General features: G+C 76.4%; 21 protein-coding genes, 2 pseudogenes and 1 riboswitch. Of the genes and pseudogenes, 10 read left to right on the top strand and 13 right to left on the bottom strand.

Features of this window, described 5'->3' with window-relative positions; all coding sequences use genetic code 11:
* Position 1 precedes the first annotated feature (1 nt).
* Together ACI8AK_RS06905 and ACI8AK_RS06900 are read left to right on the top strand one after the other, a co-directional pair.
* A complete protein-coding gene (locus ACI8AK_RS06905; protein ID WP_387991907.1) occupies positions 2–2,119 on the top strand; it encodes a PTS fructose transporter subunit IIABC in 2,118 nt (705 codons plus the stop codon).
* 52 nt (positions 2,120–2,171) lie between these two features.
* A pseudogene (locus ACI8AK_RS06900) lies at positions 2,172–2,351 on the top strand (HPr family phosphocarrier protein); the annotation flags it as partial.
* A 147-nt stretch (positions 2,352–2,498) separates the two neighbouring features.
* On the opposite strand, the gene ACI8AK_RS06895 reads toward ACI8AK_RS06900, so the two are convergent.
* The 4 genes from ACI8AK_RS06895 to ACI8AK_RS06880 all read right to left on the bottom strand — a co-directional run bounded on the left by ACI8AK_RS06895 (position 2,499) and on the right by ACI8AK_RS06880 (position 6,080).
* Positions 2,499–2,966, bottom strand: a complete 468-nt coding sequence (locus tag ACI8AK_RS06895; RefSeq protein WP_387992170.1) for an SRPBCC family protein — start codon at positions 2,964–2,966, stop codon at positions 2,499–2,501.
* Positions 2,967–3,044: 78 nt separating this feature from the next.
* A complete protein-coding gene (locus ACI8AK_RS06890; protein WP_456955609.1) occupies positions 3,045–4,211 on the bottom strand; it encodes an AGE family epimerase/isomerase in 1,167 nt (388 codons plus the stop codon).
* Between the two features lie 19 nt (positions 4,212–4,230).
* Positions 4,231–4,896 carry a response regulator gene (locus ACI8AK_RS06885; protein WP_387992175.1) on the bottom strand — a complete coding sequence of 222 codons (666 nt, stop codon included), beginning with the start codon at positions 4,894–4,896 and terminating at the stop codon, positions 4,231–4,233.
* A complete protein-coding gene (locus tag ACI8AK_RS06880) occupies positions 4,893–6,080 on the bottom strand; it encodes a sensor histidine kinase (protein WP_456955607.1) in 1,188 nt (395 codons plus the stop codon). Before ACI8AK_RS06880 ends, ACI8AK_RS06885 begins: the two co-directional genes overlap by 4 nt.
* Before the next feature lie 198 nt (positions 6,081–6,278).
* On the opposite strand from ACI8AK_RS06880, the gene ACI8AK_RS06875 reads away from it, so the two are divergent.
* Positions 6,279–6,854, top strand: coding sequence for a hypothetical protein (locus ACI8AK_RS06875; protein WP_456903148.1), 576 nt, complete (start codon positions 6,279–6,281; stop codon positions 6,852–6,854).
* A 57-nt stretch (positions 6,855–6,911) separates the two neighbouring features.
* Here the strand turns inward: ACI8AK_RS06875 and ACI8AK_RS06870 are convergent, their stop codons facing one another.
* Genes ACI8AK_RS06870 through pdhA form a run of 3 tightly spaced genes read right to left on the bottom strand, consistent with a single transcriptional unit; the run spans position 6,912 to position 10,509 of the window.
* A complete protein-coding gene (locus ACI8AK_RS06870) occupies positions 6,912–8,390 on the bottom strand; it encodes a dihydrolipoamide acetyltransferase family protein (protein ID WP_456955605.1) in 1,479 nt (492 codons plus the stop codon).
* Positions 8,390–9,370 (bottom strand): alpha-ketoacid dehydrogenase subunit beta, encoded by a 981-nt coding sequence (locus tag ACI8AK_RS06865; RefSeq protein WP_387992187.1) that lies wholly within the window; start codon positions 9,368–9,370, stop codon positions 8,390–8,392. Before ACI8AK_RS06865 ends, ACI8AK_RS06870 begins: the two co-directional genes overlap by 1 nt.
* Positions 9,370–10,509 (bottom strand): pyruvate dehydrogenase (acetyl-transferring) E1 component subunit alpha, encoded by a 1,140-nt coding sequence (pdhA, locus tag ACI8AK_RS06860; RefSeq protein ID WP_387992190.1) that lies wholly within the window; start codon positions 10,507–10,509, stop codon positions 9,370–9,372. Before pdhA ends, ACI8AK_RS06865 begins: the two co-directional genes overlap by 1 nt.
* Before the next feature lie 216 nt (positions 10,510–10,725).
* On the opposite strand from pdhA, the gene ACI8AK_RS06855 reads away from it, so the two are divergent.
* Together ACI8AK_RS06855 and ACI8AK_RS06850 are read left to right on the top strand one after the other, a co-directional pair.
* Positions 10,726–11,226 carry an Lrp/AsnC family transcriptional regulator gene (locus ACI8AK_RS06855; protein ID WP_387992192.1) on the top strand — a complete coding sequence of 167 codons (501 nt, stop codon included), beginning with the start codon at positions 10,726–10,728 and terminating at the stop codon, positions 11,224–11,226.
* Between the two features lie 37 nt (positions 11,227–11,263).
* A complete protein-coding gene (locus tag ACI8AK_RS06850) occupies positions 11,264–12,325 on the top strand; it encodes a M42 family metallopeptidase (protein ID WP_456955603.1) in 1,062 nt (353 codons plus the stop codon).
* Here the strand turns inward: ACI8AK_RS06850 and ACI8AK_RS06845 are convergent.
* Complete coding sequence (locus ACI8AK_RS06845) at positions 12,318–12,569, bottom strand: DUF3253 domain-containing protein (protein WP_387992198.1); 252 nt, start codon at positions 12,567–12,569, stop codon at positions 12,318–12,320. The two genes, ACI8AK_RS06850 and ACI8AK_RS06845, sit on opposite strands and share 8 nt — an antisense overlap.
* Before the next feature lie 54 nt (positions 12,570–12,623).
* Between ACI8AK_RS06845 and ACI8AK_RS06840 the strand changes: the two genes are divergently transcribed.
* Entirely contained in the window at positions 12,624–13,142 is a 519-nt protein-coding gene (locus ACI8AK_RS06840) for a hypothetical protein (protein ID WP_387992201.1), read from the top strand.
* 54 nt (positions 13,143–13,196) lie between these two features.
* On the opposite strand, the gene ACI8AK_RS06835 is transcribed toward ACI8AK_RS06840, so the two are convergent.
* A complete protein-coding gene (locus ACI8AK_RS06835; protein ID WP_456955601.1) occupies positions 13,197–14,537 on the bottom strand; it encodes a serine hydrolase domain-containing protein in 1,341 nt (446 codons plus the stop codon).
* A 15-nt stretch (positions 14,538–14,552) separates the two neighbouring features.
* Positions 14,553–14,870, bottom strand: a complete 318-nt coding sequence (locus ACI8AK_RS06830) for a DUF3817 domain-containing protein (protein ID WP_456955599.1) — start codon at positions 14,868–14,870, stop codon at positions 14,553–14,555.
* A 102-nt stretch (positions 14,871–14,972) separates the two neighbouring features.
* Here ACI8AK_RS06830 and ACI8AK_RS06825 point away from each other — a divergent pair, with 102 nt between their 5' ends.
* Positions 14,973–15,110, top strand: coding sequence for a hypothetical protein (locus ACI8AK_RS06825; protein ID WP_456903152.1), 138 nt, complete (start codon positions 14,973–14,975; stop codon positions 15,108–15,110).
* Here ACI8AK_RS06825 and ACI8AK_RS06820 read toward each other — a convergent pair.
* Positions 15,083–16,198 carry a C40 family peptidase gene (locus ACI8AK_RS06820; RefSeq protein WP_456955597.1) on the bottom strand — a complete coding sequence of 372 codons (1,116 nt, stop codon included), beginning with the start codon at positions 16,196–16,198 and terminating at the stop codon, positions 15,083–15,085. The genes ACI8AK_RS06825 and ACI8AK_RS06820 overlap by 28 nt on opposite strands.
* A gap of 11 nt (positions 16,199–16,209) precedes the next feature.
* A riboswitch (cyclic di-AMP (ydaO/yuaA leader) is annotated at positions 16,210–16,342 on the bottom strand.
* A gap of 194 nt (positions 16,343–16,536) precedes the next feature.
* Between ACI8AK_RS06820 and ACI8AK_RS06815 the strand changes: the two genes are divergently transcribed.
* Positions 16,537–16,761, top strand: coding sequence for a hypothetical protein (locus ACI8AK_RS06815; RefSeq protein ID WP_387992213.1), 225 nt, complete (start codon positions 16,537–16,539; stop codon positions 16,759–16,761).
* A gap of 54 nt (positions 16,762–16,815) precedes the next feature.
* Positions 16,816–17,631: pseudogene (locus ACI8AK_RS06810) on the top strand (YhjD/YihY/BrkB family envelope integrity protein); the annotation flags it as partial.
* Between the two features lie 26 nt (positions 17,632–17,657).
* On the opposite strand, the gene ACI8AK_RS06805 reads toward ACI8AK_RS06810, so the two are convergent.
* Entirely contained in the window at positions 17,658–20,159 is a 2,502-nt protein-coding gene (locus tag ACI8AK_RS06805) for a transglycosylase domain-containing protein (RefSeq protein WP_456903154.1), read from the bottom strand.
* 88 nt (positions 20,160–20,247) lie between these two features.
* The gene (locus tag ACI8AK_RS06800) at positions 20,248–22,299 is read right to left on the bottom strand and encodes a HelD family protein (protein WP_456955595.1); all 2,052 of its coding nucleotides are present in this window, start codon (positions 22,297–22,299) and stop codon (positions 20,248–20,250) included.
* A 150-nt stretch (positions 22,300–22,449) separates the two neighbouring features.
* Here ACI8AK_RS06800 and ACI8AK_RS06795 point away from each other — a divergent pair, with 150 nt between their 5' ends.
* Positions 22,450–23,466, top strand: a complete 1,017-nt coding sequence (locus ACI8AK_RS06795; RefSeq protein ID WP_387992221.1) for a zinc-binding dehydrogenase — start codon at positions 22,450–22,452, stop codon at positions 23,464–23,466.

Raw genomic sequence — 23,466 nt, 5'->3', positions numbered from 1 at the left:
CATGTCCGCACTCATCACGCCCGAGCTGGTCGTCCTCGACGCCGACCTCGGCTCCGACAAGGCCGCGGTCGTCCGCCGGCTGGCCGGCCTGGTGGCCGACGCCGGCCGGGCCACCGGCGCCGAGGCGCTCGCCGGTGACGCGCTCGCCCGCGAGGCGCAGGCCGCCACGGGCCTGCCCGGCGGCATCGCCATCCCGCACTGCCGGTCGGCCGCGGTCACCCAGGCGTCGCTGGCCTTCGCCCGGCTGACCCCGGGGGTCGACTTCGGCGCCGCGGACGGCGCGGCCGACCTGGTCTTCCTGATCGCGGCGCCCGCCGCCGGCGACGCCGACCACCTCACCCTGCTCTCGGCGCTGGCCCGCGCGCTGGTCCGGCCGGACTTCGTGGCCTCCCTGCGGGCGGCTGGCTCGGCGGAGGACGTCGTCCGGCTGGTCGAGGAGGTCGTCTCCCCGCAGCCGGCGGCCGGCGCGACCGCGGCCCCGTCGGTCCCGGCCCCCGCCACCGCGCCGGCCGCCGCGGCGCCGTCGGCCGCTCCCGCCGACGCTCCTGCCGCCGCCCCGGCCGCGCGGCGGAAGCTGGTCGCCGTCAGCGCCTGCCCGACCGGGATCGCGCACACCTACATGGCCGCCGACAAGCTCACCGCCGCGGCGCAGGCCGCCGGCGTCGACCTGGTGGTCGAGACGCAGGGCTCCTCGGGTTCCACTCCCCTGGACCCGGCCGTCATCCGCTCCGCGGACGCGGTCATCTTCGCCGTCGACGTGGGCGTCAAGGACCAGGAGCGCTTCGCCGGCAAGCCCCTGGTGCAGTCGGGGACCAAGCGGGCCATCAACGAGCCCGACGTGATGGTCCGCGAGGCGCTGGCCGCCGCCGACGACCCCAACGCCCGCCGGGTGCCCGGCACGGCCGCCGCCGCGTCCGACGGTGCCGCCACCGGCCCCAGGCCGAGCCTGGGCGCGGAGATCCGGCGCTGGCTGCTGACCGGCGTGAGCTACATGATCCCGTTCGTCGCCGCCGGGGGTCTGCTGATCGCCCTCGGCTTCCTCCTCGGCGGCTACGACATCACCGCCACCGCCGACGACATCGTCATCAACAACTCGCTGGCGGACCTGCCCGACGGCGGCTTGTCCGCGTATCTCGGCGCCGTGCTCCTCAAGCTCGGCCAGCTCGCGTTCAGCTTCCTCGTCCCGGCCCTGGCCGGCTACATCGCCTACGCGATCGCCGACCGGCCCGGCATCGCCCCCGGCTTCGTCGTGGGCACCGTGGCCAGCTTCGTCAGCGCCGGCTTCCTCGGCGGCATCGTCGGCGGCGTCATCGCCGGGCTGACCGCGCTGTGGCTGTCCCGGCTCAAGGTGCCGGCCTTCGCCCGGGGGCTGATGCCGGTCGTGATCATCCCGCTCGGCGCCACGCTCGTCGCCGGCGGGCTGATGTTCCTCGTGCTCGGCCGGCCCCTCGCCGCCGCGACCGAGGGCCTCACCAACTGGCTCAACGGCCTGTCCGGCAGCTCGGTGATCCTGCTCGGCATCATCCTCGGCCTGATGATGGCCTTCGACATGGGTGGTCCGGTCAACAAGGCGGCCTACGCCTTCGCCACCACCGGCCTGGCCGCGGTCGACCTCGGCGACCCCGGCGCGGACCGCTTCCCGCTGGTCATCATGGCGACCGTCATGGCCGCCGGCATGGTCCCGCCCCTCGCCCTGGCCCTGGCCTCCGCCCTCCGGCCGAAGGTGTTCACCCCGGCCGAGCGGGACAACGGCAAGGCCGCGTGGTTGCTGGGTGCCGCGTTCATCACCGAGGGCGCCATCCCGTTCGCCGCGGCCGACCCGCTGCGGGTCATCCCGTCGATCATGCTGGGCGCGGCGACTGCCGGGGCCATCGTGGCCGGTGCCGGCGTCGAGCTGCAGGCTCCCCACGGCGGGATCTTCGTGTTCTTCGCGATGAACGGGATCCTGATGTTCCTCCTGGCGCTGCTCGTCGGCACGATCGTCGGTGCCATCGCGGTCGTCGTCGCCAAGAACATCGGCCGGCCCAAGGCCGAGGCCGTCCCCGAGGACGCCGTCGACCTGGCGCACGCCCACACCGCGGCGCCCGCCGCGACCGTCGACGCGCCCACGCGCGCCTGACACGGCAGGCTCGACCCCACCACCCACCCCGAGCAGCGAGGACATCCATCCCATGCCCAGTCAGACCGTCACCGTCGGCTCCCGGGTCGGCCTGCACGCCCGCCCCGCCGCGCTCATCGCGGAGGCCGTGGGCAAGGCCGGCGTCCCGGTCACCCTGGCCACCCCCGGAGGCAACCCCGTCGACGCCGGGTCGCCGTTGATGATCATGACGCTCGGTGCCCAGAAGGGCGCCGAGGTCACCGTGACCAGCGACGACGCCTCGGTGGTCGAGCACATCGCCGGCCTGGTGGCCATTTACCTGCACGCCCTTAAGCCGCCCGCCCCCCACACGCCGCCCCCCGCCCCCACCGCCCGGGGGGGACGGGCGCCGTCGTGTGCGCTACTGCTGGTCCGGGCGCGGGACGTCGCCGCGCCAGGCACCGGTCTCGGTGCCGCGGCTCTCGATGAACTCCTTGAACCGCTGGGCGTCGGCCTTGACCTGGCGGTCGTCGAAGCCGAGCGCGGCGCCGGCCTTCTCGATGACGCCCTGCGGCTCCCAGTCGATCTGGATCATGACCCGGGTCTTGTTGTCGTCGAGGCGGTGGAAGGTCACGACGCCGGCGTGCTTGGCCTCGCCGCCGGTGCTGGCCCAGGCCACCCGCTCCTCGGGGTGCTGCTCGGTGATCTCGGCGTCGAACTCGCGCTTGACGCCGTCGATGTTGGTGACCCAGTGGGTGAGCGTGTCGTTCACCTGGGTGATGCGCTCGACCCCGCCCATGAACTGCGGGAAGGACTCGAACTGCGTCCACTGGTCGTAGGCGACACGGATGGGGACGTCGACGTCGACGGATTCCTGCACGCTGGCCACGGGAACGCTCCTCCTTGCTCGGGACTCGTTGCGGTCACGGCTGGCCTACCCATGCCCGCTGGAGTGGACACACCGAGGTCAGCGCAGTGCCGCGGCCACGCTCCCCCGCACCGGGGCGCCCTCGAGCAGCAGCATCTGCGCCAGGTGGTAGGCGTCCGGCTGCCCGGCCCAGGTGCCGGTGGCCACCTCGCCCGACGGCGTGAGCTCGTGGTGCCAGTTGCCGGTGGCGGGGTCGGCGAAGCGCTCCTCGCCGTGCGCCCGCCAGGCCGCGGCCAGGTCGGCGTAGCGGTCCTCGCCGGTGACCGCGCCGAGCACGGTGGCCGCCGCCACCGCCTCGCACAGCACCCAGTGCATCCGCGCGGTCACCACCGGCCGGTCGTCCCAGTCCAGCGTGTACGGGAAGCCCGGCTGCCCGTCCGCGGCCCAGCCCCGGCCGGCGGCCGCCTCGAACAGCCCGACCGCGTCGTCGAGCAGCCAGGCCGGCGCGCCGTCGCCCAGCGCCGCGCGCAGGTGCAGGCACAGCCGCGACCACTCGAACTGGTGCCCGACGGTGACCCCGTAGGGCCGGAACGGGTCGGCCGGGCGGTCCCGGTTGTGCTCGGGCAGCGGCGTCCAGGCGGCGTCGTAGTGCTCGGGCAGCCGCCAGTCCCGCTCGCGGGCCCAGCCGTGCACGATCCGCTCCGTGCTGCGCAGCGCGTGCTGCCGCAGCCGGGGGGCCTCCGCACCGCCGAGGGCGTCGGCCGCGGCGAGGGTCGCCTCGACGCCGTGCATGTTGGCGTTGGCGCCGCGGTAGTCCGACAGCCGGGACCAGTCCGCGGTCCACTCCTCGACGGCGAGGCCCGCGTCGTCGTCCCAGAAGTGCCGGTCCCACACCGCCAGCGCCTCGTCGAGCAGCGCCGGGCCCCCGTCGACGCCCGCGGCGGTGGAGGTCGCGCCCGCGAGCACGGCGAAGGCGTGCACGTACGCGCTCTTCGTGTCGTCGTCCTCCGCCGCCCGCCAGCCGCCGTCCGTGCCGTCGTGCAGGGGCCCCTCGCGCAGCGCCGTGAGGCCGTGACGGGCCAGTTCCTCCGCGCCCGGCCGGTCCAGCAGGTGCGCCAGCGCGAAGACGTGGGTCATCCGCGCGACGATCCAGGTCTGCTGCGGGCGGCCGGGCACGAGGGCGCCGTCGGCGCCGAGGTAGCCGAACCCGCCCTCGGGCACCCGGGCGCGGGCGGCGGCGGCGAGCAGCCGGTCGAGGTCGGTCACCGGCGCACGGTAGCGCCGTTCAGCCGCCGGGGCGGACGAGTCCGGTCTCGTAGGCGCGCACGACCGCCTGCACCCGGTCGCGCACGCCGAGCTTGGCCAGCAGGCGGGTGACGTGCGCCTTGACCGTGGCCTCGGTGACGACGAGCGTGCCGGCGATCTCGGCGTTGGACAGCCCCCGCGCGACGAGCAGCCACACCTCCCGCTCCCGCGGGCTGAGGTCGGCGGCGGGGTCCGGCCCGGTCGCCGGCGCCGGCGCGCGCAGGTGCCGCTCGACGAGCCGGCGGGTGACGGCGGGGGCGAGCAGCGCGTCGCCGTCGGCGACGGTGCGCACGGCGTCGACCAGCCGGCCGGGCGGCGCGTCCTTGAGCAGGAACCCGGCGGCGCCCGCCTCCAGCGCCCGGAAGACGTACTCGTCGAGGTCGAAGGTGGTGAGCACGAGCACCTGCGGGCCGGCCGGGTCCCGGCGCAGCCGGCGGGTGGCCTCGATGCCGTCCAGGCGCGGCATGCGCACGTCCATCACCACGACGTCGGGCCGCACCCGCAGCGCCACCTCGACCGCCTCCACGCCGTCGGCGGCCTCCCCGGCCACCTCGACGTCGCCCGCCTCGAGCAGGCCGGTGATGCCCGACCGGACCAGCGCGTGGTCGTCGGCCACGACGACCCGCAGCCGCCGCGGCGCCGTCACGACGACCCCACCGGGAGGACCGCGCGGACCAGCCAGCCGCCGTCCGGCTCCGGACCCACGGCCAGCGACCCGCCGTACACGCGGACCCGCTCGCGCATGCCCGGGATGCCGTAGCCGCCGGAGCTCAGGCCGGACGGCGCCGGCGGCGCGTCCCCGGACGCCGCGCGGCGACCGTGGTCGCGGACCGCCACGGTGAGCTCGTCCCCGGTGCGGCCGACGGTGACGGCGGTCCGGGCGCCCGGCGCGTGCCGCAGGACGTTGGTGAGGGACTCCTGCACGATCCGGTAGACGGCCAGGGAGGGCCCGTCGGGCACGGTCCCCGCGACGTCCACGGTGAGCGCCACGTCCAGGCCGGCGCCGCGCGCCTCGTCGACCAGGTCCGGCAGCCGCTCGATGCCCGGCTGCGGCAGGTAGACGGCCTCGCCCTCGCGCAGGACGTCGAGCAGGTGGCGCATCTCCGCCATGGCCTCGGTGGCGGTGCGGCGCGCCGTGCCGATGTGGTCGCGGGCGCGGTCCGGGTCGCGGCCGACGAACAGTTCCGCGGCGCCGGTCTGCAGCACCACGACCGACACGGCGTGCGCGACGACGTCGTGCAGCTCCCGGGCGATGCGGGCCCGCTCCTGCGCCACGGCCCGGTCGGCCGCGGCGGCCGAGCCGGCCTCGGCGCGCAGGGCGGCCAGCGCCCGGTGGTGGACGACGCGCCCGCCGGTCCAGGCGCCGGCGACGAAGAAGAACAGCAGGACCAGCGCGCGGGGACGGGACGCCTCGACGCCGAAGTAGCCGAGCTGCCCCGCCGCCGCCATGGCGGCCACCGGCAGCGCGCCCAGGCCCACGGCCGCGGGCAGGGAGCGGACGTGCACGGCGACGGTGAAGGCGGCCAGCAGCAGGCTCGGGAAGGGCGTGAAGGTCGCCGCCGCCTCCGCGGTCGCCGCGTGCACGACGAGCGCGGCCGCGACCACGGCGGTCACCGAGCCGGGGAACCGGCGGCGCACCGCCAGCGGGAGGGTCGACACCAGGACGAACAGCGCGCCCGGGACCGGTGCCAGGCCGGGTGAGAGGACCACCTCGACCAGCCCCCACACGGCCAGGCCCGCGGCGACCGCCAGGTCCAGCCCGCTGGTCCAGCGGGGCACCGCCGCCGCCGCGACCGCGGGGTGCCGGGCGGTCCCGGCGGTCGTCGTCACGGCACGGGAACCTACGGGTCCCGGAGCCGGCCGCGCGTCCCCCGGAAGGCGACACGGGGGTTCGACCGAGGTCGACACCGCGGTCGCGACCCGCCGCCGCCGGATGTGGACCGCAGGCCGACGCCGGCGGGCCCCGGCCGTTCCTAGCGTCCTCGGCGACCGCCTGACCAGGCGTCCCCACCGAGCCGAGGAGCCCTCGTGACCACCACGCTGCCCACCCCCGCCCCCGCCGCGACCCGGCCCCGGACCGGCGCCCGGGCCGGCACCCGGGCCGGCGCCGCCGCCCTCGTCGCCGCCGGCATCTCGGTCGCCGTCGGCGTCACCCAGCTGCTCCACCCGCAGGACACCGACCCGGCGATCGAGCCGCGCACCGCCGCCATCCTCGTCGGCACGGCCGTGATGCTCTGGGCGCTGCCGGTCCTCCACCTGCACCTCGCCGCGCTGGCCGGCACCCGCTGGCCGGCCATCGTGGCCTCCACCGGGACGGTGCTGCTCAGCGGCGGCATGCTGTCCAGCGTCGTCAACGGCGAGGACCTGGCCTTCTTCCCCGCCGTGGCGCTGGTGGCCAACGCGCTGTGGTTCCTCGGCTCGGTCGCCCTGGCCGTCGGCCTGTGGCGCTCGGGGCGGGTGTCCCGCCCGCTGGTCGCGCTGCTGCCGCTGGTGACGCCGGTCTTCCTGTTCCTGTCCCAGACGGGCGGGGGCGTGCCGGTGGGCGCCTACCTGGCCGTCGTCGGCTGGCTGCTGCTGCGCGGGCAGCTCGACCGCCGCGCCTGAGCCCCGGACCGAGGGCCTGCCGACCGGTGTCGGCAGGCCCTCGGCCCGTGCCCGGGGTCAGAACGCGAGCGCCAGCCCGGGGTCGGCCAGGAGCGCGCCGACGTCGGCGAGGAACCGGCTGCCGAGCTCGCCGTCGATGATCCGGTGGTCGAACGACAGCGCCAGCTGCGTCACCTGCCGGACGGCGACCCTGCCCTTGTGCACCCACGGCATCTCGCGGACCGCGCCGAAGGCCAGGATCGCCGACTCACCGGGGTTGAGGATCGGCGTCCCGGTGTCGACGCCGAACACCCCGACGTTGGTGATCGTGATCGTCCCGCCGGTCATGTCCGCCGGCGCGGTCCGCCCCGCCCGCGCCGTCTCGGTGAGCTCGGTGAGCGCCCGGGCGAGCTCGGCCAGCGACAGCCGCCCGGCGTCCTTGACGTTGGGCACGACCAGCCCGCGCGGGGTGGCCGCGGCGATGCCGAGGTTGACCTGCCCGTGGACGACGATCTCCTGCGCCGCCTCGTCCCACGAGCTGTTCACCACCGGGTGGCGCTGCGCCGCGAGCAGCAGCGCCTTCGCCACGAACAGCAGCGGGCTGACCTTGACCCCGGCGAACTCCGGGCGGGCGGCGACCCGCGCGCGCAGCTTCATCGTCCGGGTGACGTCGACGGTCAGGAACTCCGTGACGTGCGGCGCGGTGAACGCGCTGGCCACCATCGCCGCCGCCGTCGCCTTGCGCACGCCCTTGACCGGGATCCGCTGGTCGCCGGCGGCGGGGGCCACGGGCGCGGGCGCCGTGGCGGGGGCCGACGGCGCGCTCGCGGCGGCGGTGACGTCCTCCCGGGTGATGACGCCGCCGGCGCCGCTGCCGGTGAGCGCCGCGAGGTCGACGCCGAGGTCGCGGGCGAGCTTGCGCACCGGCGGCTTGGCCAGCGGGCGCACCGATCCCCGGCCGGGCGCGGCCGGCCGGGACGGGGCGGCCGCCTCGGCGCGGGCGTGCGCCTCGGCCTGCCGGCCCACCTCGAGGCCGCCGTGCCGCACGGGCTTGACCGTGGCGTCGGGGGCGGTGGCCAGCAGCGGCGGCCGCTCGAGGTCATCGGCCGCCCGGGAGTGGTCGGCGCCGGCGGGCGCGGGCGCGGCGGCGTGCACGGCGGGCGCCGACCGGCGCGGGCGCCGGCGGGCCTCGGTGTTGCGCGGCCCGTAGCCGACGAGCACCGCCGTCCGCCCGCCCGGGGCGGCCCCGCCGATCAGCCCGGCCCCGGCCTCCCCGCCGTCCGCGGGAGCCGCGGGGGCGGGGGCGTCCTCGCCGCCGACGTCGATCGTGATGATCGGCGTGCCGACGTCGACGGTCGTGCCCGCCTCGTGCAGCAGCTCGGTCACCGTGCCGGCGTACGGCGAGGGCAGCTCGACGGCGGCCTTGGCGGTCTCCACCTCGCACAGCGGCTGGTTGACCGTGACGGTGTCGCCCACGGCCACCAGCCACTGCAGGATCTCGCCGTCGGTCAGCCCCTCCCCGACGTCGGGGAGCCTGAACTGGCGCAGCTGCCCCATCAGGACGCCACCACCCGGTCGACGGCGTCGAGCACGCGGTCGAGGTCGGGGAGGTACTCCTCCTCCAGCTTCGACGGCGGGTAGGGGGTGTCGTAGCCGCCGACCCGCAGCACCGGCGCCTCCAGCGAGAAGAAGCACTCCTCGGTGATCCGCGCGGCGATCTCCGCGCCGAGGCCGAGGGTCACCGGCGCCTCGTGGACGACGACGCAGCGGCCGGTGCGGCGCACCGACTCGAACACCGGGTCCAGGTCCAGCGGCGAGAGGGTGCGCAGGTCGACGACCTCCAGCGAGCGGCCCTCCTCGGCGGCGGCGTCGGCGGCCTGCAGCGCCGTCTTCACCATCGGGCCGTAGGCCAGCACCGTGACGTCGTCGCCGCCGCGGACCACCCGGGAGGCGAACAGCGGGTCGGGCGTGGCGTCGGTGTCGACCTCGGCCTTCTCCCAGTACCGCCGCTTGGGCTCGAGGAAGACGACCGGGTCGGGGTGGGCGATCGCCTGCTGGATGCCCCAGTAGGCGTCGACCGGGTTGCTGACCGCGACCACCTTGAGCCCGGGGGTGTGCGCGAAGTACGCCTCGGGGCTCTCGCTGTGGTGCTCGACGGCGCCGATGCCGCCGCCGAACGGGATGCGGATGACGATCGGCACGGCCAGCTTCCCGCGGGAGCGGGCGTGGATCTTGGCGACCTGGGTGACGATCTGGTTGTAGGCGGGGAAGACGAACCCGTCGAACTGGATCTCGCAGACCGGCCGGTAGCCGCGCATGGCCAGGCCGACGGCGGTGCCGAGGATGCCGGCCTCGGCCAGCGGGGTGTCGACGACGCGGTCCTCGCCGAAGTCCTTCTGCAGGCCGTCGGTGATGCGGAAGACGCCGCCGAGGCGGCCGATGTCCTCGCCCATGAGCACGACCTTGGCGTCGTCCTCCATGGCGCGGCGCAGGCCGAGGTTGAGGGCCTTGCCGATGGTGAGCGTCTCGGTGCCCATCAGGAACCCGCCCCCTCGAAGCTCGCCTGGTAGGCCTCGAAGGCCTGCTGCTGCGCGGCCAGGTGCGGCGTCTGCTCCGCGTACACCCGGTCGAACATCGCCGTGCCCGGCGGGTCGGGCATCTCCAGCGTGCCCTTCCGGATGCGCGCGGCCAGCTCGTCGGCCTCGGCCTCGACGGCGTCGAAGAACTCCTGGTCGGCGGTGCCGCTGCGGGACAGGTGCGCCTTCACCCGCGCGATCGGGTCGCGCAGCTTCCACTCCTCCAGCTCGCTGGCCAGCCGGTAGCGGGTGGGGTCGTCGGAGGTGGTGTGGGCGCCCATCCGGTAGGTGAACGCCTCGACGAACGTCGGGCCCTGGCCCTCGCGGGCGGCCTGCAGGGCGGCCCGGGTGACGGCGAGGACGGCGAGGACGTCGTTGCCGTCGACGCGGACGCCGGGGAAGCCGAAGCCGGCCGCGCGCTGGTACAGCGGGACGCGGGACTGCCGCTCCAGCGGCACGCTGATGGCGTACTGGTTGTTCTGGCAGAAGAAGACGACCGGGGCCGAGAAGCTGGCCGCCCAGATCATCGCCTCGTTGACCTCGCCCTGGCTGGTGGCGCCGTCGCCGAGGAAGGCGAGCGTGGCGGTCTCCGCGCCGTCGCGCTGCAGGCCCATCGCGTAGCCGGTGGCGTGCAGGGTCTGCGCGCCGATGACGACGGTGTAGAGGTTGAAGCCGGTGGCCACCGGGTCCCAGCCGCCGTTGTCGACGCCGCGGAACAGGCTGATGACGTGCAGCGGGTCGACGCCGCGCACCCAGGCGACGCCGTGCTCGCGGTAGGTGGGGAAGGCCATGTCGTCGGCGGCCATCGCGCGGCCGGCGCCGATCTGCGCGGCCTCCTGCCCCAGCAGCGAGGCCCAGATGCCGAGCTCGCCCTGGCGCTGCAGGGCGGTGGCCTCGACGTCCCAGCGGCGGACCAGCACGAGGTCGCGGTAGAGCCCGCGCAGCTCCTCGTCGCCGATCTCGAGGGGGTAGTCGGGGTGCTCGACCCGCTCGCCCTCGGGGGTCAGCAGCTGCACCAGGTCCGGTTGCTGGGGCAGGTGCGGCGCCGCTGCCCCGGGTACCGGGTCCACCGCCTCCGTGGTCACGCTCGGCACGCTCACGCGCTCCTCCTCGCCGTCGGCCGCGGCTGCCGGGGTCGCCGGCCGGTCGCGGTGCTGGACGTCCTGTGTGCGCCGGGGTGTGGCGGCACTCACACATCGTGGCACGACCGACCCCGTCCGGAGGAGATCACCCCCCTCCCGGATTGCGCAAGGTCGGGACGGCGGACTGCGCAGGATGACGACTGGTAGGACGTCCGAACGTGTCAGACTGAGCAGATGCCGCCCGGTCCGGACCGTCTGGACGCCACCGACGCCCGCCTGGTGCAGGCGCTGACCGACGACCCCCGCGCCACGGTCATGGCCCTGTCCCAGCGGCTGGGGCTGGCGCGCAACACCGTGCAGGCGCGGCTGGCCCGGCTGGAGTCCGGCGGCTTCCTGGCGCCGTTCGACGCCCGGGTGCGGCCCGAGGCGCTCGGCTACCGGCTCGGCGCCTACGTGACCGTGCAGGTCGTGCAGCGCAGCCTCGAGGAGGTCGCGGCCGCGCTCGCGGCGCTGCCGGAGGTGCTCGAGGTGACGGCGCTGTCCGGGGCCGCCGACCTGCTGGTGCGCGTGGTCGCGGTCGACGCCGACGACCTGTGGCGGCTCACCGAGCAGGTGCTCGCGGTCCCCGGCGTGGAGCGCACCGACACCGCGCTCGCGCTGCGCCGCTACGTCGACCACCGGGTCGCCCCGCTGCTGGAGCGGGCTGCGGGGGCGGACCCGGCGCCGGGTGGGTAGGACGGGTCGGACCGCCGTCACCGACCCGAGGAGCCCCGTGGCCACCCCGCTGCCCGACCTGCTCGACGAGCTGCTGCGCACCTACGGCCCCTGCGGGGAGGAGCAGTCGGTGCGCGACCTCGTCCGCCGGGAGCTCGAGCCGCTGGCCGACGAGGTGTCGGTGGACGCCGCGGGCAACCTGGTCGCGCTCCTGCACGGGCGGGACCGGTCGGCCCCGGCCGTCCGCGTCATGGCGCACCTGGACGAGCTGTCGATGATGGTCAAGCGGGTCGAGCCCGACGGCACGCTGCGGGTGAGCTCGCTGGGCGTCATGTACCCGGGCAACTTCGGCCTGGGCCCGGTCGCCGTCCTCGGCCGGCGGGAGACGCTCACCGGCGTGCTCACCCTCGGCTCGGAGCACACGACCACCGACAGCCCGCGGATCTGGGAGACCAAGCCGGACCAGGGCGACAAGGCCATGGACTGGTCGCACGTGTACGTCTTCACCGGGCGCCCGGCCGACGAGCTGGCCGCGGCCGGCGTGCACCCCGGCACCCGGGTGTGCGTGCACGCCGACCGGCGCGGGCTCACCCGCTTCGGCGACTTCGTCGGCGGCTACTTCCTCGACGACCGCGCCGCGCTGACCGCCCTCGTCGGCGCCGCCCGGCTGCTGCGCGGGCGCCCGCACGGCGACGTGCACCTGGTCGCGACCACCAGCGAGGAGATGGGCGGCATCGGCGCCTCCCACGCCGCCCGCACCCTGCCCGGCGACCTCACCGTCGCCCTCGACGTCGGCCCGGCGGAGGCCGAGTACCAGGTCACCGTCGACGGCGGCCCCGTGGTCGCCTACGCCGACGACGCCGTCGTCTACGACCGGGCCGTCGCCGACGCGCTGGTCGACACCGGCCGCGAGCTCGGCGTGGACCCGCAGACGGCGGTGTGGCAGTCCTTCGACTCCGACGCCTCGCAGGCGAAGGCCTCGGGCCAGACGGCGCGGGCGGCGCTGCTCAGCCTGCCCACGCTGAGCACGCACGGGTACGAGGTGCTGCACACCGGCACCGTCGACCGGACCGCCCGGCTGCTCGCCGCCTTCCTCGCCCGCCCGCTGCCGGTCAGCTGACCCGGCGGACGCGCACCGGGCCGCGGGCGGTGGCGACGTCGACCACCGCGCCGCGCTGGGTCACCTCGACCGCGCCCCGCCGTGCGAGCCGGCCCGCGGCGGCGCGGGCCTGCGGCATCAGGTCGCGCCAGCCCTCCGGGTCGACCGCGCGGGCCGCCTCGGAGGGGCAGATCGTGGCGCCCGGTGCGCGGGCGTCGAGCAGCGCGTCGATGGCCCGCTCGAGGGCCGCGCCGGCGTCGTCCACTCCCCCAGGATGCGCCCGTTTGCCCTGGTGAGCGCGGCGGGTACCGCGGGCGGCATGGCGAGACGCACCCCGGTGGGGACGTTCGGCAAGGGCAGGCGGGGCATCAGCACGCTCGGCTGGGCGCTGCGCGGTGCGGCGGCCGGCGCGGCGGGCTCCACCGCGCTCAACGCCGTCACCTACCTCGACATGACCGTCCGTGGCCGCGGGACCAGCTCGACGCCCGAGCAGACCGTGGAGAAGCTCGCCGAGAAGGCGCACGTGCCGATCCCCGGCGACGAGGAGCACCGGCAGAACCGGGTCCAGGGGCTCGGGCCGATGACCGGCCTGGTCGCGGGCGTCGGCGTGGGCGTCGTCGTCGGGCTGGCCCGCGCCTCGGGCTTCCGGTCGCAGCCGCTGGTCGGGACGCTGCTCACCACGCTCGGCGTCCTGGTGGCGGCCAACGGCCCGATGACGGCGCTGGGCATCACCGACCCGCGCACCTGGTCGGCCACCGACTGGGTGAGCGACCTCGTGCCGCACCTGGCCTACGGCGCCGTCGTCAAGACCACGATGGACGCCTTCGACCGGCCCTGAACGGCATGGGGAGCTCTCCGCGCGTACGGGCCGTCGACACGTGCGGATCGCTTCCTACGCCTCGCCGGCCCTCGCCGACCAGCCGCGGGGGTCGACGTCGCCGGGGACGGGGGCGGCGGGGTCGTAGGGCGAGCGGGTGAAGACGAACGTGCCCAGGTCCAGGTGGTCGCCGGCGATCCGCAGCGGCTCGCCGGCGTAGTAGCCGTCCAGGCCCACCCAGGTGCCGTCGGCGTCGCGGCGGAAGCGGCTGGCCCGCCCCGACCGGCCGGGCAGCGGGCCGAGGTGCAGCAGGCCGCCGTCCACCGCGCGCAGGGCGTGCGGCGCGGGGCCCCAGTACCAGACGCCGAGCTGCTCCAGCGGCACCGGCGGCTCGGCCGGGCGCCACGGCTCGGCCACCCGCGGCTCGGCCGCGCGGAGGTCGGCCAGCAGGCCGGGGACGAGCACGTCCAGGCCGCTGGTGGTGTTGGCCAGCGAGACGCCGCCGGTCCCCTCCTCGCGGTCGACGAAGACGCCGGCCAGGAAGCCGGGCATCGAGCCGCCGTGACCGGTGAGCGTGCGGCCGTCGACCCGCAGCACCTGCAGGCCCAGCCCGTAGGCCGACCAGGCCGGTGAGGAGCCGTCGACGCCGGCCGGCACGGCCATCTCCTCGAGCGTCGCCGGGGACAGCACGTCGCCGGTGTCGCCGAGCAGGAAGGCGGCGAAGCGGGCGAGGTCGGCCAGCGTCGCCCACAGCTGCCCGGCGGCGGCCATCACGCCGGCGTCGTGCTCGGGCTCGGGCAGGACGACGTCGGCCCACGGGTGGACGGCGTAGCCCTGCGCGGCGCGGCCGGAGGGGCGCGGCGTCGTCCGGGTCATGCCCAGCGGCCCGAGCACCTCGGCGGTGACGACGTCCTCCCACGAGCGCCCGCGCAGCCGGGCCACGAGCTCGCCGAGCAGGCCGAAGCCGAGGTTCGAGTAGTGGAAGCGCCGGGCCTCGCCCAGGACGACGTGCTCCCCGGACAGCCGCAGGTCGGCCAGCGGGCCGCCGGGCACCCGCTCCCACCAGCCGCCCGGGCTCTCCGCGGCGGCGCCGGCCAGGTGCGAGAGCAGCTGGCCGACCGACCGGTCGCCGAACGGCGTGCCGGGCACGTGCCGGTCCAGCGGGTCGTCCAGCGCCAGCCGGCCCTCGTCGCGCAGCCGCATGACCGCGACGGCGGTGACGGTCTTGCTGATGGAGCCGAGCCGGTACTGGACGTCGGTGTGCGGCTCGGCGACGTCGCCGCGGCCGGCCGACCAGGCCAGCCCGCCGTCCCGGACCACCCCGGCGACCAGGCTGGGCGCCCGCCCCTCGCGCTGCACCCGGGCGGTGCGGGCCAGCAGGGTGCGGGCGGTCGAGGGCAGCACGGGCTCCGGCATGACCGGAACGGTAGGTCAGGCGCGGACGGGCGCCGCCAGCCGCCCGGTGCGCCCGGCCCAGCGCTCGAACACCACGGTGACCAGCGGCGGGATGGAGGCGGCCAGCGCGAGCAGCGTCGTCCACCGGGACCAGCCGAGCACCCGCGCGGCGACCAGCGCCACGACCACGTAGGCGATGAACACCGCGCCGTGGACCGGCCCGAACACCTGGACGCCGGCCTCCGAGGTCTCCGGCACGTACTTGACGTACATGCCGGCCAGCAGGCCGATCCAGGAGAGGGCCTCGGCGACGGCGACGACGCGGAAGGCCAGGACGACGGTGCGGGAGTTCATCGGTGCGCGGTCCTCGGGTCGGGGGCGGTTCCGGAGGGTCAACGCGGCAGCGGGCGCCGGCGTCCCGGTCGCGGGGTGTGAGGTGCGTGGCAGGGTCGGGTCGTGCGGGGTCCGGCGCGGCGGGGGTCCCGTCCGGTCCTGCTGCGCCGGCTGGCCGACCTGCGGCCGGACCCGGTGGCCGCGGCGCTGCCCCGGCTGGAGCGCGACCCGCGTCAGCCGATGCGGCGAGCGCCGGCGTAGCCGCCCATCGCGTCGATGCTGGCGACCTTGACGACGTCGCCCGACGTCGGCGCGTGCACCATCTGGCCGTTGCCGATGTAGATGCCGACGTGGCTCACCGGGCTGTAGAAGAAGACCAGGTCACCGGGCTGCAGGTTCGCGCGGGAGACCGCGGTGCCCATCGTCGACTGCATCCTGCTGGAGTGCGGGAGGCTGATCCCCGCGGCGCGGAAGGCGTACTGGGTGAGGCCGGAGCAGTCGAACGAGCTCGGGCCGGCGGCCGCCCACACGTAGGGCTTGCCGCGCTGGGCCATGGCGGTGGCGACGACGGTCCCGGCGACGCCGCTGGGCGGCGCGGCCGCCGCGGCCGGCTCCTCGGCGGAGGAGGACGCGGAGGACGACGCGGTGTCCTCGCGCTCCTCGTCCCGGCTGGCGCGGGAGTCCTCGGCGGCGTGCGCCGCGGCGGCGGCCTCGAGGGCGGCGCGCCGCTCCTCGGCGCTCAGCCGGGCGTAGTCGGCCTGGTAGGCGGCGATCTGCGCCTCGAGGTCGGCCTGCTGGGCGGCGACGGCGTCGTACTGGCGCTGCGCCTCGGCGGCGGCCGCGGCGGCGGCGGCCTGCGCGGCGGTGGCGGTCTCGGTGGCGGCCGCGGCCTGGCCGAGCAGCTCGCCCTGGTAACCGGCGACGCCCTGCAGCAGGGTGACGCGGTTGACGAACTCGTCGGCGTCCTCGCTGGTCATGAGCGCCTGCAGCGAGCCCATGCTGTCGCCGGTGTAGGCCGACCGGGCGATCCCGATCACCTGCTGCCGCGCGGTGTCCACGGCGGCCTGGGCGGCGGCCAGCTGCGCGGCGGCGGCGCCGGCGGCGGCCTGCTGGGCGGCGAGCGCCTCGCGGGCCTCGTTGAACTGCTCGGTGACGGCCTCGAGCTCGTGGCCCCGGGCGGCGACCAGCTGCGCGGCCTCGGCGGCCGACGTCGGCTCCTCCGCCCGGGCCGGCGCCGGGACGGCCCCCAGCCCGAGACCGATGCCGAGGGCGCCGACGAGCGCGAGGGCGGCGCGGCGGCCGCGGCCGGTCGCGGGCGTGCCGGGGACGGACGTGCGCAGGGACGCCACGCGGCGGTCTCTCCTTCTCCCAGGCCGCCTACCGGGTTAGCTGACGGGTTCGGGCGTGGAGTCGCCCGGCGCGTGCGGACACGCGCTACACCCCAGGACTGCGATGGGTCCCCGGCCCGGTCTCCGCTGCGGGAGGACCGGCTCGACGGCGTCCACGGGGTGTCACCCGGACTGGTGACGGAGCGCCCCGTTGGACACACTCAGCGTAAGGTCCGTGACCGGCGTGTGACAATCACCCCGGTGTAATTACATCAGTCACGAACGGTGACCAGGCGACTCCGGGAGGTTCCCGACCCCCGCCGGTTTGCGCGGCCGTGGGGACGTGTACCGATTGCTGCATGTCCTCTTCCACGCGGATGCGCCTGGCCCGGCCGCTCGTCGTGCTCGCCCTGCTCGGCTCCCTGGTCGCCTGTGGCGACAACACCGACTTCTCCCGCGGCCCGACCAACTGCGACTCCGCCGGCGGCAACGCCAGCAACGAGAACGACGCCAGTTGCCAGGAGACCGGCCAGAACCCGGGCAACGACGCCCCCACCACCGACGACGCGAGCACCGACGACTGAGCGCCGTCCGGTCCCCGGCGGGCGCCGGGCCGCCGGGACTGGTGGCATGGGCGGGTGAGCCCGGCACGCAGGTGGACGGCGGCCCGGTTGCGGGTCGAGACGCGCGCGCTGCTGGCCGGTGCCCGGCGCCTGCTGCGCGGCCGTGACCTCGCGCTGATCGGCGCGGGCCTGACCTTCTACGCCGGCATCGCGGTGGTGCCGCTGGTGCTGGTCTCCGTCCGGCTGACCGCGCTGGCCACCTCGGCCGGGGAGGTCCGCGCGCGCAGCGAGCGGCTGGCCGAGCTGCTGCCGGAGTCACTGGGCGCGCCGGACGCGGTGGCCCGGCTGGTCGACGCCGGCGTCCGGCTGGACCTGCTGGGGTTCGCGCTGGCGCTGCTGCCGCTGTCGCTGTACGGCGAGGGGCTGCGGCGGGCGCTGATGCGGTTCAGCCAGCGGCGGGAGAACCTCACCGGCTGGCGGGGCCGGCTGCTCACGCTGCCCCTGGTCGTGGTGACGCCCCTGCTGCTGTACCCGCTGCTGCTGGCCGCCACGGCCATGGCCGACCTGGCCCGCGAGGACGGCGCCGGGCCCCTGATCGGGCGGTTCGCCGTCGGCTACTACTCGGTGCTGTTCGTGCTGACCGTGCCCATCCTCTGGGGCTACGGCGTGGTGGCCGGCGGCCGGCGCCGGTGGGGCGCGCTGGTCAGCGGCGCGCTGTTCACCGCGGCCTGCCTGTCCGGCTTCCTGCAGGGCTTCGTGCTGTTCCTGTCGCTGCCCCTGGACCTCGGCGCGCCCTTCGGCGGCCTGGTGGTCGTCGGTGCGGTGGTCGCCATCGGCCTGTGGCTGTTCCTGCTGCACCTGGTCCTGCTGGCCGGGTGGCTGCTCACCCAGTCCCTCGACGCGCGGCTGGGGCGGCGTCAGGCCGTCGGCCGCCAGGGGGAGCCGGGCGGCGGGGCCTCCGTGGCGGGCGCGGCGGGCGGGGGCGGCGGCGTGGCCGGTGCGGTCGGCGGCTCCGTGGCCGGTGGCGGCGGCTCCGGCGTCTGGGGCGGCTCCGGCGCCGGGGGCGGGGGCGGGGACGTCGGCGGGGTCGTGCCGGGCGGCGTCGTCCCGGGCGCGGGCGGCGGCCCGGTCGGGGGCGCGGGCGCCGGCTCCGTGGGGGGCGCGGGCTCGGGCGCCGGTTCCACGTAGTCGCTGCCGTTGCTCACCAGGATCGACACCAGCTGGCCCGGCACGGCGCGGCCGCCGCGCGGCGGGCTGGTGCCCAGGAGGGTGCCGGCCGGCTCGTCGCTGTCGACGCGCACCGTCCGCGCGGTGAACCCGGCGTCGGTGAGGGCCCGCTCGCAGGCCCGGACGCCGGAGCAGCCGGGCACCGGGCGGGTGTTGCCGTTCTGCACGGTCTCGTCCGCGGGCGGGAACTCGCCGCTGCCGCGCGCGGTGAGGATCGGCTCCATCGCGTCGTGCCAGATGGTGGCGCCCTTGCCGCCACCGAAGCCGCCGACGTCCTCGTTGCGCTTGGGGTTGAGGACCATGACGCTCGCGGTGATCTCGGGCGTGTAGCCCACGAACGCCACCGAGTAGTTGTCCTGCGAGGTGCCGGTCTTGCCGGCGATCTGGTGGCCGCGGACGTAGGCGCGCGCCCCGGTCTGCCCCGGGTTCCCCGGCTCGACGTCCTTGCGCAGCATCTGGTTCATCGTGTTGGCCACGCCCGGTGGGATCGCCTCGGGCGTGCACCGGTCGCCGACCGCGAGCGGTTCGCCGTCGGCGCCGACCGCCGGCTCCCCGTTCCGGTCGAGGACGGCGGTCACCGGGACGACGTCGCACTGCGTGCCGCCGGCGGCGAACGTCGAGTAGGCGCTGGCCAGCGCCAGCGGGCTGGTCGCCTCGGCGCCGAAGGTGAACGACCCGCGGTTCTCGTCGATGATCTGCTGGGCCAGCCCCGGCGGGCTGAACTGGAACAGCCCCGCCGCCTCGGCCATCCGCACCGGCTCCTCGACGCTGCCCAGGGCGTCCTCGAGCGCGAGGAAGTAGGTGTTGGAGGACTGGTACAGCGCCGTCGTCAGGTCCAGCGTCGAGCGGTAGCCCGACCCGGCGTTGCGGACGCAGTACCGGCCGTCGGTGTCCCGGCCCTCGCACGGGCCGGAGTAGACCCGGGAGACGTAGGGGTCGGGTGCGGTGAGCGTGTAGTAGGACGAGTAGCCCCGGGCCAGGGCCGCGGCGGCGACGAACACCTTGTACGTGGAGCCCGAGCCCTGGCTGGGCGCCACGTTGAGGTTGAACGACTCCTGGGTGCGGTCGGCGAGGTCGTAGCCGAAGGTCCGGTTGACGCTCATCGCCAGCAGGTGGCCGGTGCCGGGCTCGACGGCGGTGAACATCGCGGCCAGCGAGTCCTCCCGCGGGAGCGTCTCGAGCACCGCGGCGTCGCCGGAGCGCTGCAGCTCGGGGTCCAGGGTGGTCTGGACGGTGTAGCCGCCGTTGTCCAGCTGTTCCTGGCTGAGCCCGAGCTCCTGGATCAGGTACCGCTGCACGAAGTCGCAGACGAACGGGCCGACGCTCGCCTGGACGCAGCCGCGGGGCGGGGCGGGTGCGGGTGCCAGCCCGAGCGGCGCGGCCGCGGCCGCCGCCGCCTCGTCGGCGGGGACGAGGCCCTGCTCGGCCATCCGGGACAGCACCTCGTTGCGCCGCGCGGTGGCCGCCTCGGGGTCGGTGAACGGGTCGTCGTTCACCGGGCTCTGCACGAGGCCGGCCAGCAGGGCCGCCTGTGGCAGGGTGAGCGCCGCGGCGTCGACACCGAAGAAGGCGCGGGCGGCCGGCTGCACGCCGTAGGCGTTCTGGCCGAAGTAGACGGTGTTGAGGTAGCGGGTGAGGATCTCGTCCTTGCTGTAGAGGTCCTCCAGCGCCAGGGCCAGGCGCGCCTCGCGCAGCTTGCGGCCCACCGTCTGCTCGGTGGCGGCGGTCCGCTCCTCGGGGGTGTCGGCGGTCTGCAGCAGCGTCTGCTTGACCAGCTGCTGGGTGAGCGTCGAGCCGCCCTCGGCCACCTCGCCGGCGGCGATGTTGGTGACCAGCGCGCGCAGCGTCCCCTGCACGTCCAGACCGCGGTGGCCGTAGAAGCGGGAGTCCTCGATGGCCACCATCGCGTCCTTCATGACGTCCGCGATCTCGGCGGGCTCCACGGGGTCGCGGTTCTCGTCGTAGAAGTACGTGATCGGCTCGCCGTCGGCGGCGAGCAGCACGGTGTTCCCCGGCGGCGAGGGGTCGGTGAACTCGGTGGGCAGGTCGCCGAGCAGCCCGGTGGACTGCTGGGCGGCGATCGCGGGACCCCCGATCCACGGGAGGAGCAGGCCCGCCACCAGTGCCCCGGCGACCACGATCGTCGCGGCCAACCGGAGCAACGTGCCGGCCCGGCTGTCCTGCCGGTCCATGGGCCTCCCTCCCGTGCGCGCACACTGCAACAGAGATCACGTCCGGCCACAACGACCCGCGCCGTGCGGTCCCGCGGTCGGGGGACGCTCAGCCCTCCAGCAGGGCGGGCAGGTCGTCGCGGTGCAGCACCACCAGCGTGCTCACCGCCCGGGTGAGCACGACGTAGAGCCGGGACAGCCCCCGCGGCTCGGCGGCCACGATCGCCGCCGGGTCGGCCACCACGACGGCGTCGAACTCCAGCCCCTTCGCCAGCGCGGCGGGCACGACGGCGACCCGCCCGGCCGCCGAGCCGTCGTCGGCGAGCACCGACGCCGGCAGGCCCGCGGCGGCCAGCAGCCGCGCCACCTCGGGGACCGCGGCGTCGGCGCAGACGACGCCGACCGACCCGGGGCCGGCCGCGAGATCGGCGACCACCTCGGCCAGCGGCCCGGCGAGGTCGGCGACCGGGCGGACGGCGAGCGCACCGGGGTCCCGGCGCACGGCGGTGGCCGCGGGCAGGCCGGGCGCGATCGCCGGCAGCAGCCGGTTGGCGTAGTCGAGGACCTCCCCCGGGACCCGGTAGCCGCGGGTCAGCGGCCGGACGGCGGTGTCCGGGCGGCCCAGGCCCGCGAGCGTCGGCGCCCAGTCGGCCGGCGACCACGGGCTGGTGGCCTGCGCGAGGTCGCCGAGCACGGTGAGCGAGCCGGCGGCCAGCCGGCGGGCCACCGCGCGGCACTGCATGGGCGAGAGGTCCTGCGCCTCGTCGACGACGACGTGCCCGTAGCCCGCCGTCCGCTCGAGCAGCCCGGCCACCTCGTCGACCAGGACGGCGTCGGCGGCGGTCCACGGCGCGGTGCCGACCGAGCGCGGCGCCGGGCGGAGCAGCAGCGCCTGCTCGTCGTCGCCGAGCACGCCGCGGGCGGCGCGGGCCAGGACCGCGGGGTCGCCGAGCAGCTCCAGGACCAGGCCGGCCGGGTCGCGGGCGGGCCAGACGGCGTCGCAGAACGCGCGGACCTCGGGGCTGCGTGCGGCCCGGCGGGTCTCGGCGTCGGTCGGGCTGCCGCCGGCCTCCTCCTGCTGCCGGCGGGCGTCCTCGGCGAGCAGCAGCGCCAGCCGCTCCCGACCGGCGGTGTGGTGCAGCCGCTGCTGGTCGTCGGGCACGCGGCCGCGCCGCCGCAGGTCGTCGACGTACCGCTTGAGCCGCTCCACCGGCACCCGGTAGCGGCGGCCGGCCAGCGGCACCAGGACGTCGTCGGCGGGCTTGGCGATCGCGCCCCACAGCGCCCGCTCCAGCACCTGCGCCATGCGGGCGTCGCCCTTGAGGGCGGCGACCTCCGGGGCGTCCTGCGCCCGCACCGGCACCCGGCCGGTCAGCTCGGCGACCGTGGTCTGGTCGACGTCGACCTCGCCGAGGGTGGGGAGCACCTGCTCGACGTAGCGCAGGAACGCCCGGTTGGGCCCGACGACGAGGACGCCGGTGCGGGCCAGCTGCCCGCCGTGCGTGTAGAGCAGGTAGGCGGCGCGGTGCAGGCCGACGGCGGTCTTGCCGGTGCCCGGCGCGCCCTGCACGCACACCGACTCGGCCAGCGGGGCCCGGACGATCTCGTCCTGCTCGGGCTGGATGGTGGCGACGATGTCGCGCATGGGGCCGGAGCGCGGGCGCTCGATCTCCTGGAGCAGGACCCGGCTCGACGTCTCCGCCCGCGGCAGGGCGCCGTCGCCCTCCTCCCCCGCCCCGAGCAGCTCGTCCTCGTAGGAGGTCAGCTCGCCCCCGGAGAAGCCGAACCGGCGGCGGCGGACCAGGCCCTGCGGATCGGCGGCGCTGGCCCGGTAGAACGGCCGGCTCATCGGCGCGCGCCAGTCGATGACCACCGGCCGCCCGGCGGCGTCGCGCACGTGCCGCCGGCCGATGTGGAAGGTCTCCCCGTCGCCGTCGGTGCGGCCGAAGAACGGCGGCACGCCGGGGTCGGCGGCCAGCGAGCGCAGCCGCTCGGCGCGGGCGGCGCCGAGGCGCTCGGAGGCCCAGGCGTCGACGCCGGCGTCCACGACGGCGGAGGCGGCGGCGCGCATCCCGGCGAGGCAGTCCCCGGCGAGGGCCAGGTGGGCGCGCTCGGCGGTCAGGACGGGGTCGGCCCCCGCATCGCTCGGAGTGGCGGTCACGGTCGTGTCGGTCGGTGTCGCTGACACGGCCGGTGGACCTTACGCCGTCGTGTGCCGTGGGTCACGTCCGCCCCCGGGGTCGTGCGACTCCGCGGGCGTGCACCGGAGGCGGCGGTGTGGTCCCGCGGGCCGGTGGGGAGGATGCGGGACATGCCCGACTCGATGCTCGCCGGCCGGCTCAACGTGCGCACCAAGCAGTTCGAGGTCAAGGAGGTGCCGCGCCCGGTGCCCGGGCCGGGGCAGGTCCTCGTCGAGGTCCGCGCGGCCGGCATCTGCCTGTCCGACGTCCACCTCGTCGACGGCACGCTCAACCCGCTGTTCCTGCAGGGCGAGGAGGTCACGCTCGGCCACGAGGTGGCCGGCGTCGTCGCCGGGCTCGGGGACGGCGTGACCGGCTGGCAGGCCGGGCAGCGGGTCCTCCTGCAGGCCGGCGAGGAGGTCGACGGCTGGATCCACACCCGCGGCGTCGACTACGACGGCGGCTGGGCGCAGTACGCGCTGGCCACCGTCGAGACCCTGGTCCCCATCCCCGACGAGCTGCCCTTCGAGCAGGCGTGCATCGTGCCCGACGCCGTGTCGACGCCGTGGGCCTCGATCGTCAAGACGGCCGGGGTGCGCGCCGGGGAGCCGGTGGGCGTGTGGGGCATCGGCGGTCTCGGGGCGCACGCGGTGCAGCTGCTGCGGCTGGCCGGCGCGGCGCCGATCGTCGCCGTCGACCCGGTGGAGTCCGCCCGGCAGCGGGCCCTGGACCTCGGCGCCGACCTCGCCCTGGACCCGTCCGAGGACGTCGCCGGCGGGGTGCGGCAGCTCACCGGCGGCGCGGGCCTGTCCTGCGCGTTCGACTTCGCCGGCGTGGCCGCGGTGCGCGAGCAGGCGGTGCGCTGCCTGGAGCGCGAGGGCAGGCTGGTGCTCGTCGGGCTCACCGACCAGCCGCTGACCATCCGCAACGGCACGCAGTTCAGCTACTTCTCGCAGCAGGTCCTCGGCCACTACGGCTCCGAGCCCGGGCACGTGCAGCAGCTGGTCGGCCTCGTCCGGCACGGCCGGCTGGACCTGTCCCGCTCGATCTCCGGCACCCTGCCGCTCGAGGACGCGGCGAAGGGCATCGAGATGCTCGAGCGCAAGGAGGGCAACCCGATCCGCCTGGTCCTGCTCCCGAACGGCTGA

It is taken from the genome of Geodermatophilus sp. SYSU D00867 (assembly GCF_054050315.1).
This window is presented reverse-complemented; position numbering and strand designations above follow the sequence as displayed.

What these genes read in the sequence shown, in the direction of transcription:
- ACI8AK_RS06840 (WP_387992201.1), top strand. Translation starts at nt 12,624, where the DNA reads ATGGCGAGACGCACCCCGGTGGGGACGTTCGGCAAGGGCAGGCGGGGC.
- ACI8AK_RS06855 (WP_387992192.1), top strand. Translation starts at nt 10,726, where the DNA reads ATGCCGCCCGGTCCGGACCGTCTGGACGCCACCGACGCCCGCCTGGTG.
- ACI8AK_RS06865 (WP_387992187.1), bottom strand. Translation starts at nt 9,370, where the DNA reads ATGGGCACCGAGACGCTCACCATCGGCAAGGCCCTCAACCTCGGCCTG.
- ACI8AK_RS06815 (WP_387992213.1), top strand. Translation starts at nt 16,537, where the DNA reads ATGTCCTCTTCCACGCGGATGCGCCTGGCCCGGCCGCTCGTCGTGCTC.
- ACI8AK_RS06795 (WP_387992221.1), top strand. Translation starts at nt 22,450, where the DNA reads ATGCCCGACTCGATGCTCGCCGGCCGGCTCAACGTGCGCACCAAGCAG.
- ACI8AK_RS06835 (WP_456955601.1), bottom strand. Translation starts at nt 14,537, where the DNA reads ATGCCGGAGCCCGTGCTGCCCTCGACCGCCCGCACCCTGCTGGCCCGC.
- ACI8AK_RS06905 (WP_387991907.1), top strand. Translation starts at nt 2, where the DNA reads ATGTCCGCACTCATCACGCCCGAGCTGGTCGTCCTCGACGCCGACCTC.
- ACI8AK_RS06870 (WP_456955605.1), bottom strand. Translation starts at nt 8,390, where the DNA reads ATGGGGCAGCTGCGCCAGTTCAGGCTCCCCGACGTCGGGGAGGGGCTG.
- ACI8AK_RS06830 (WP_456955599.1), bottom strand. Translation starts at nt 14,870, where the DNA reads ATGAACTCCCGCACCGTCGTCCTGGCCTTCCGCGTCGTCGCCGTCGCC.
- ACI8AK_RS06805 (WP_456903154.1), bottom strand. Translation starts at nt 20,159, where the DNA reads ATGGACCGGCAGGACAGCCGGGCCGGCACGTTGCTCCGGTTGGCCGCG.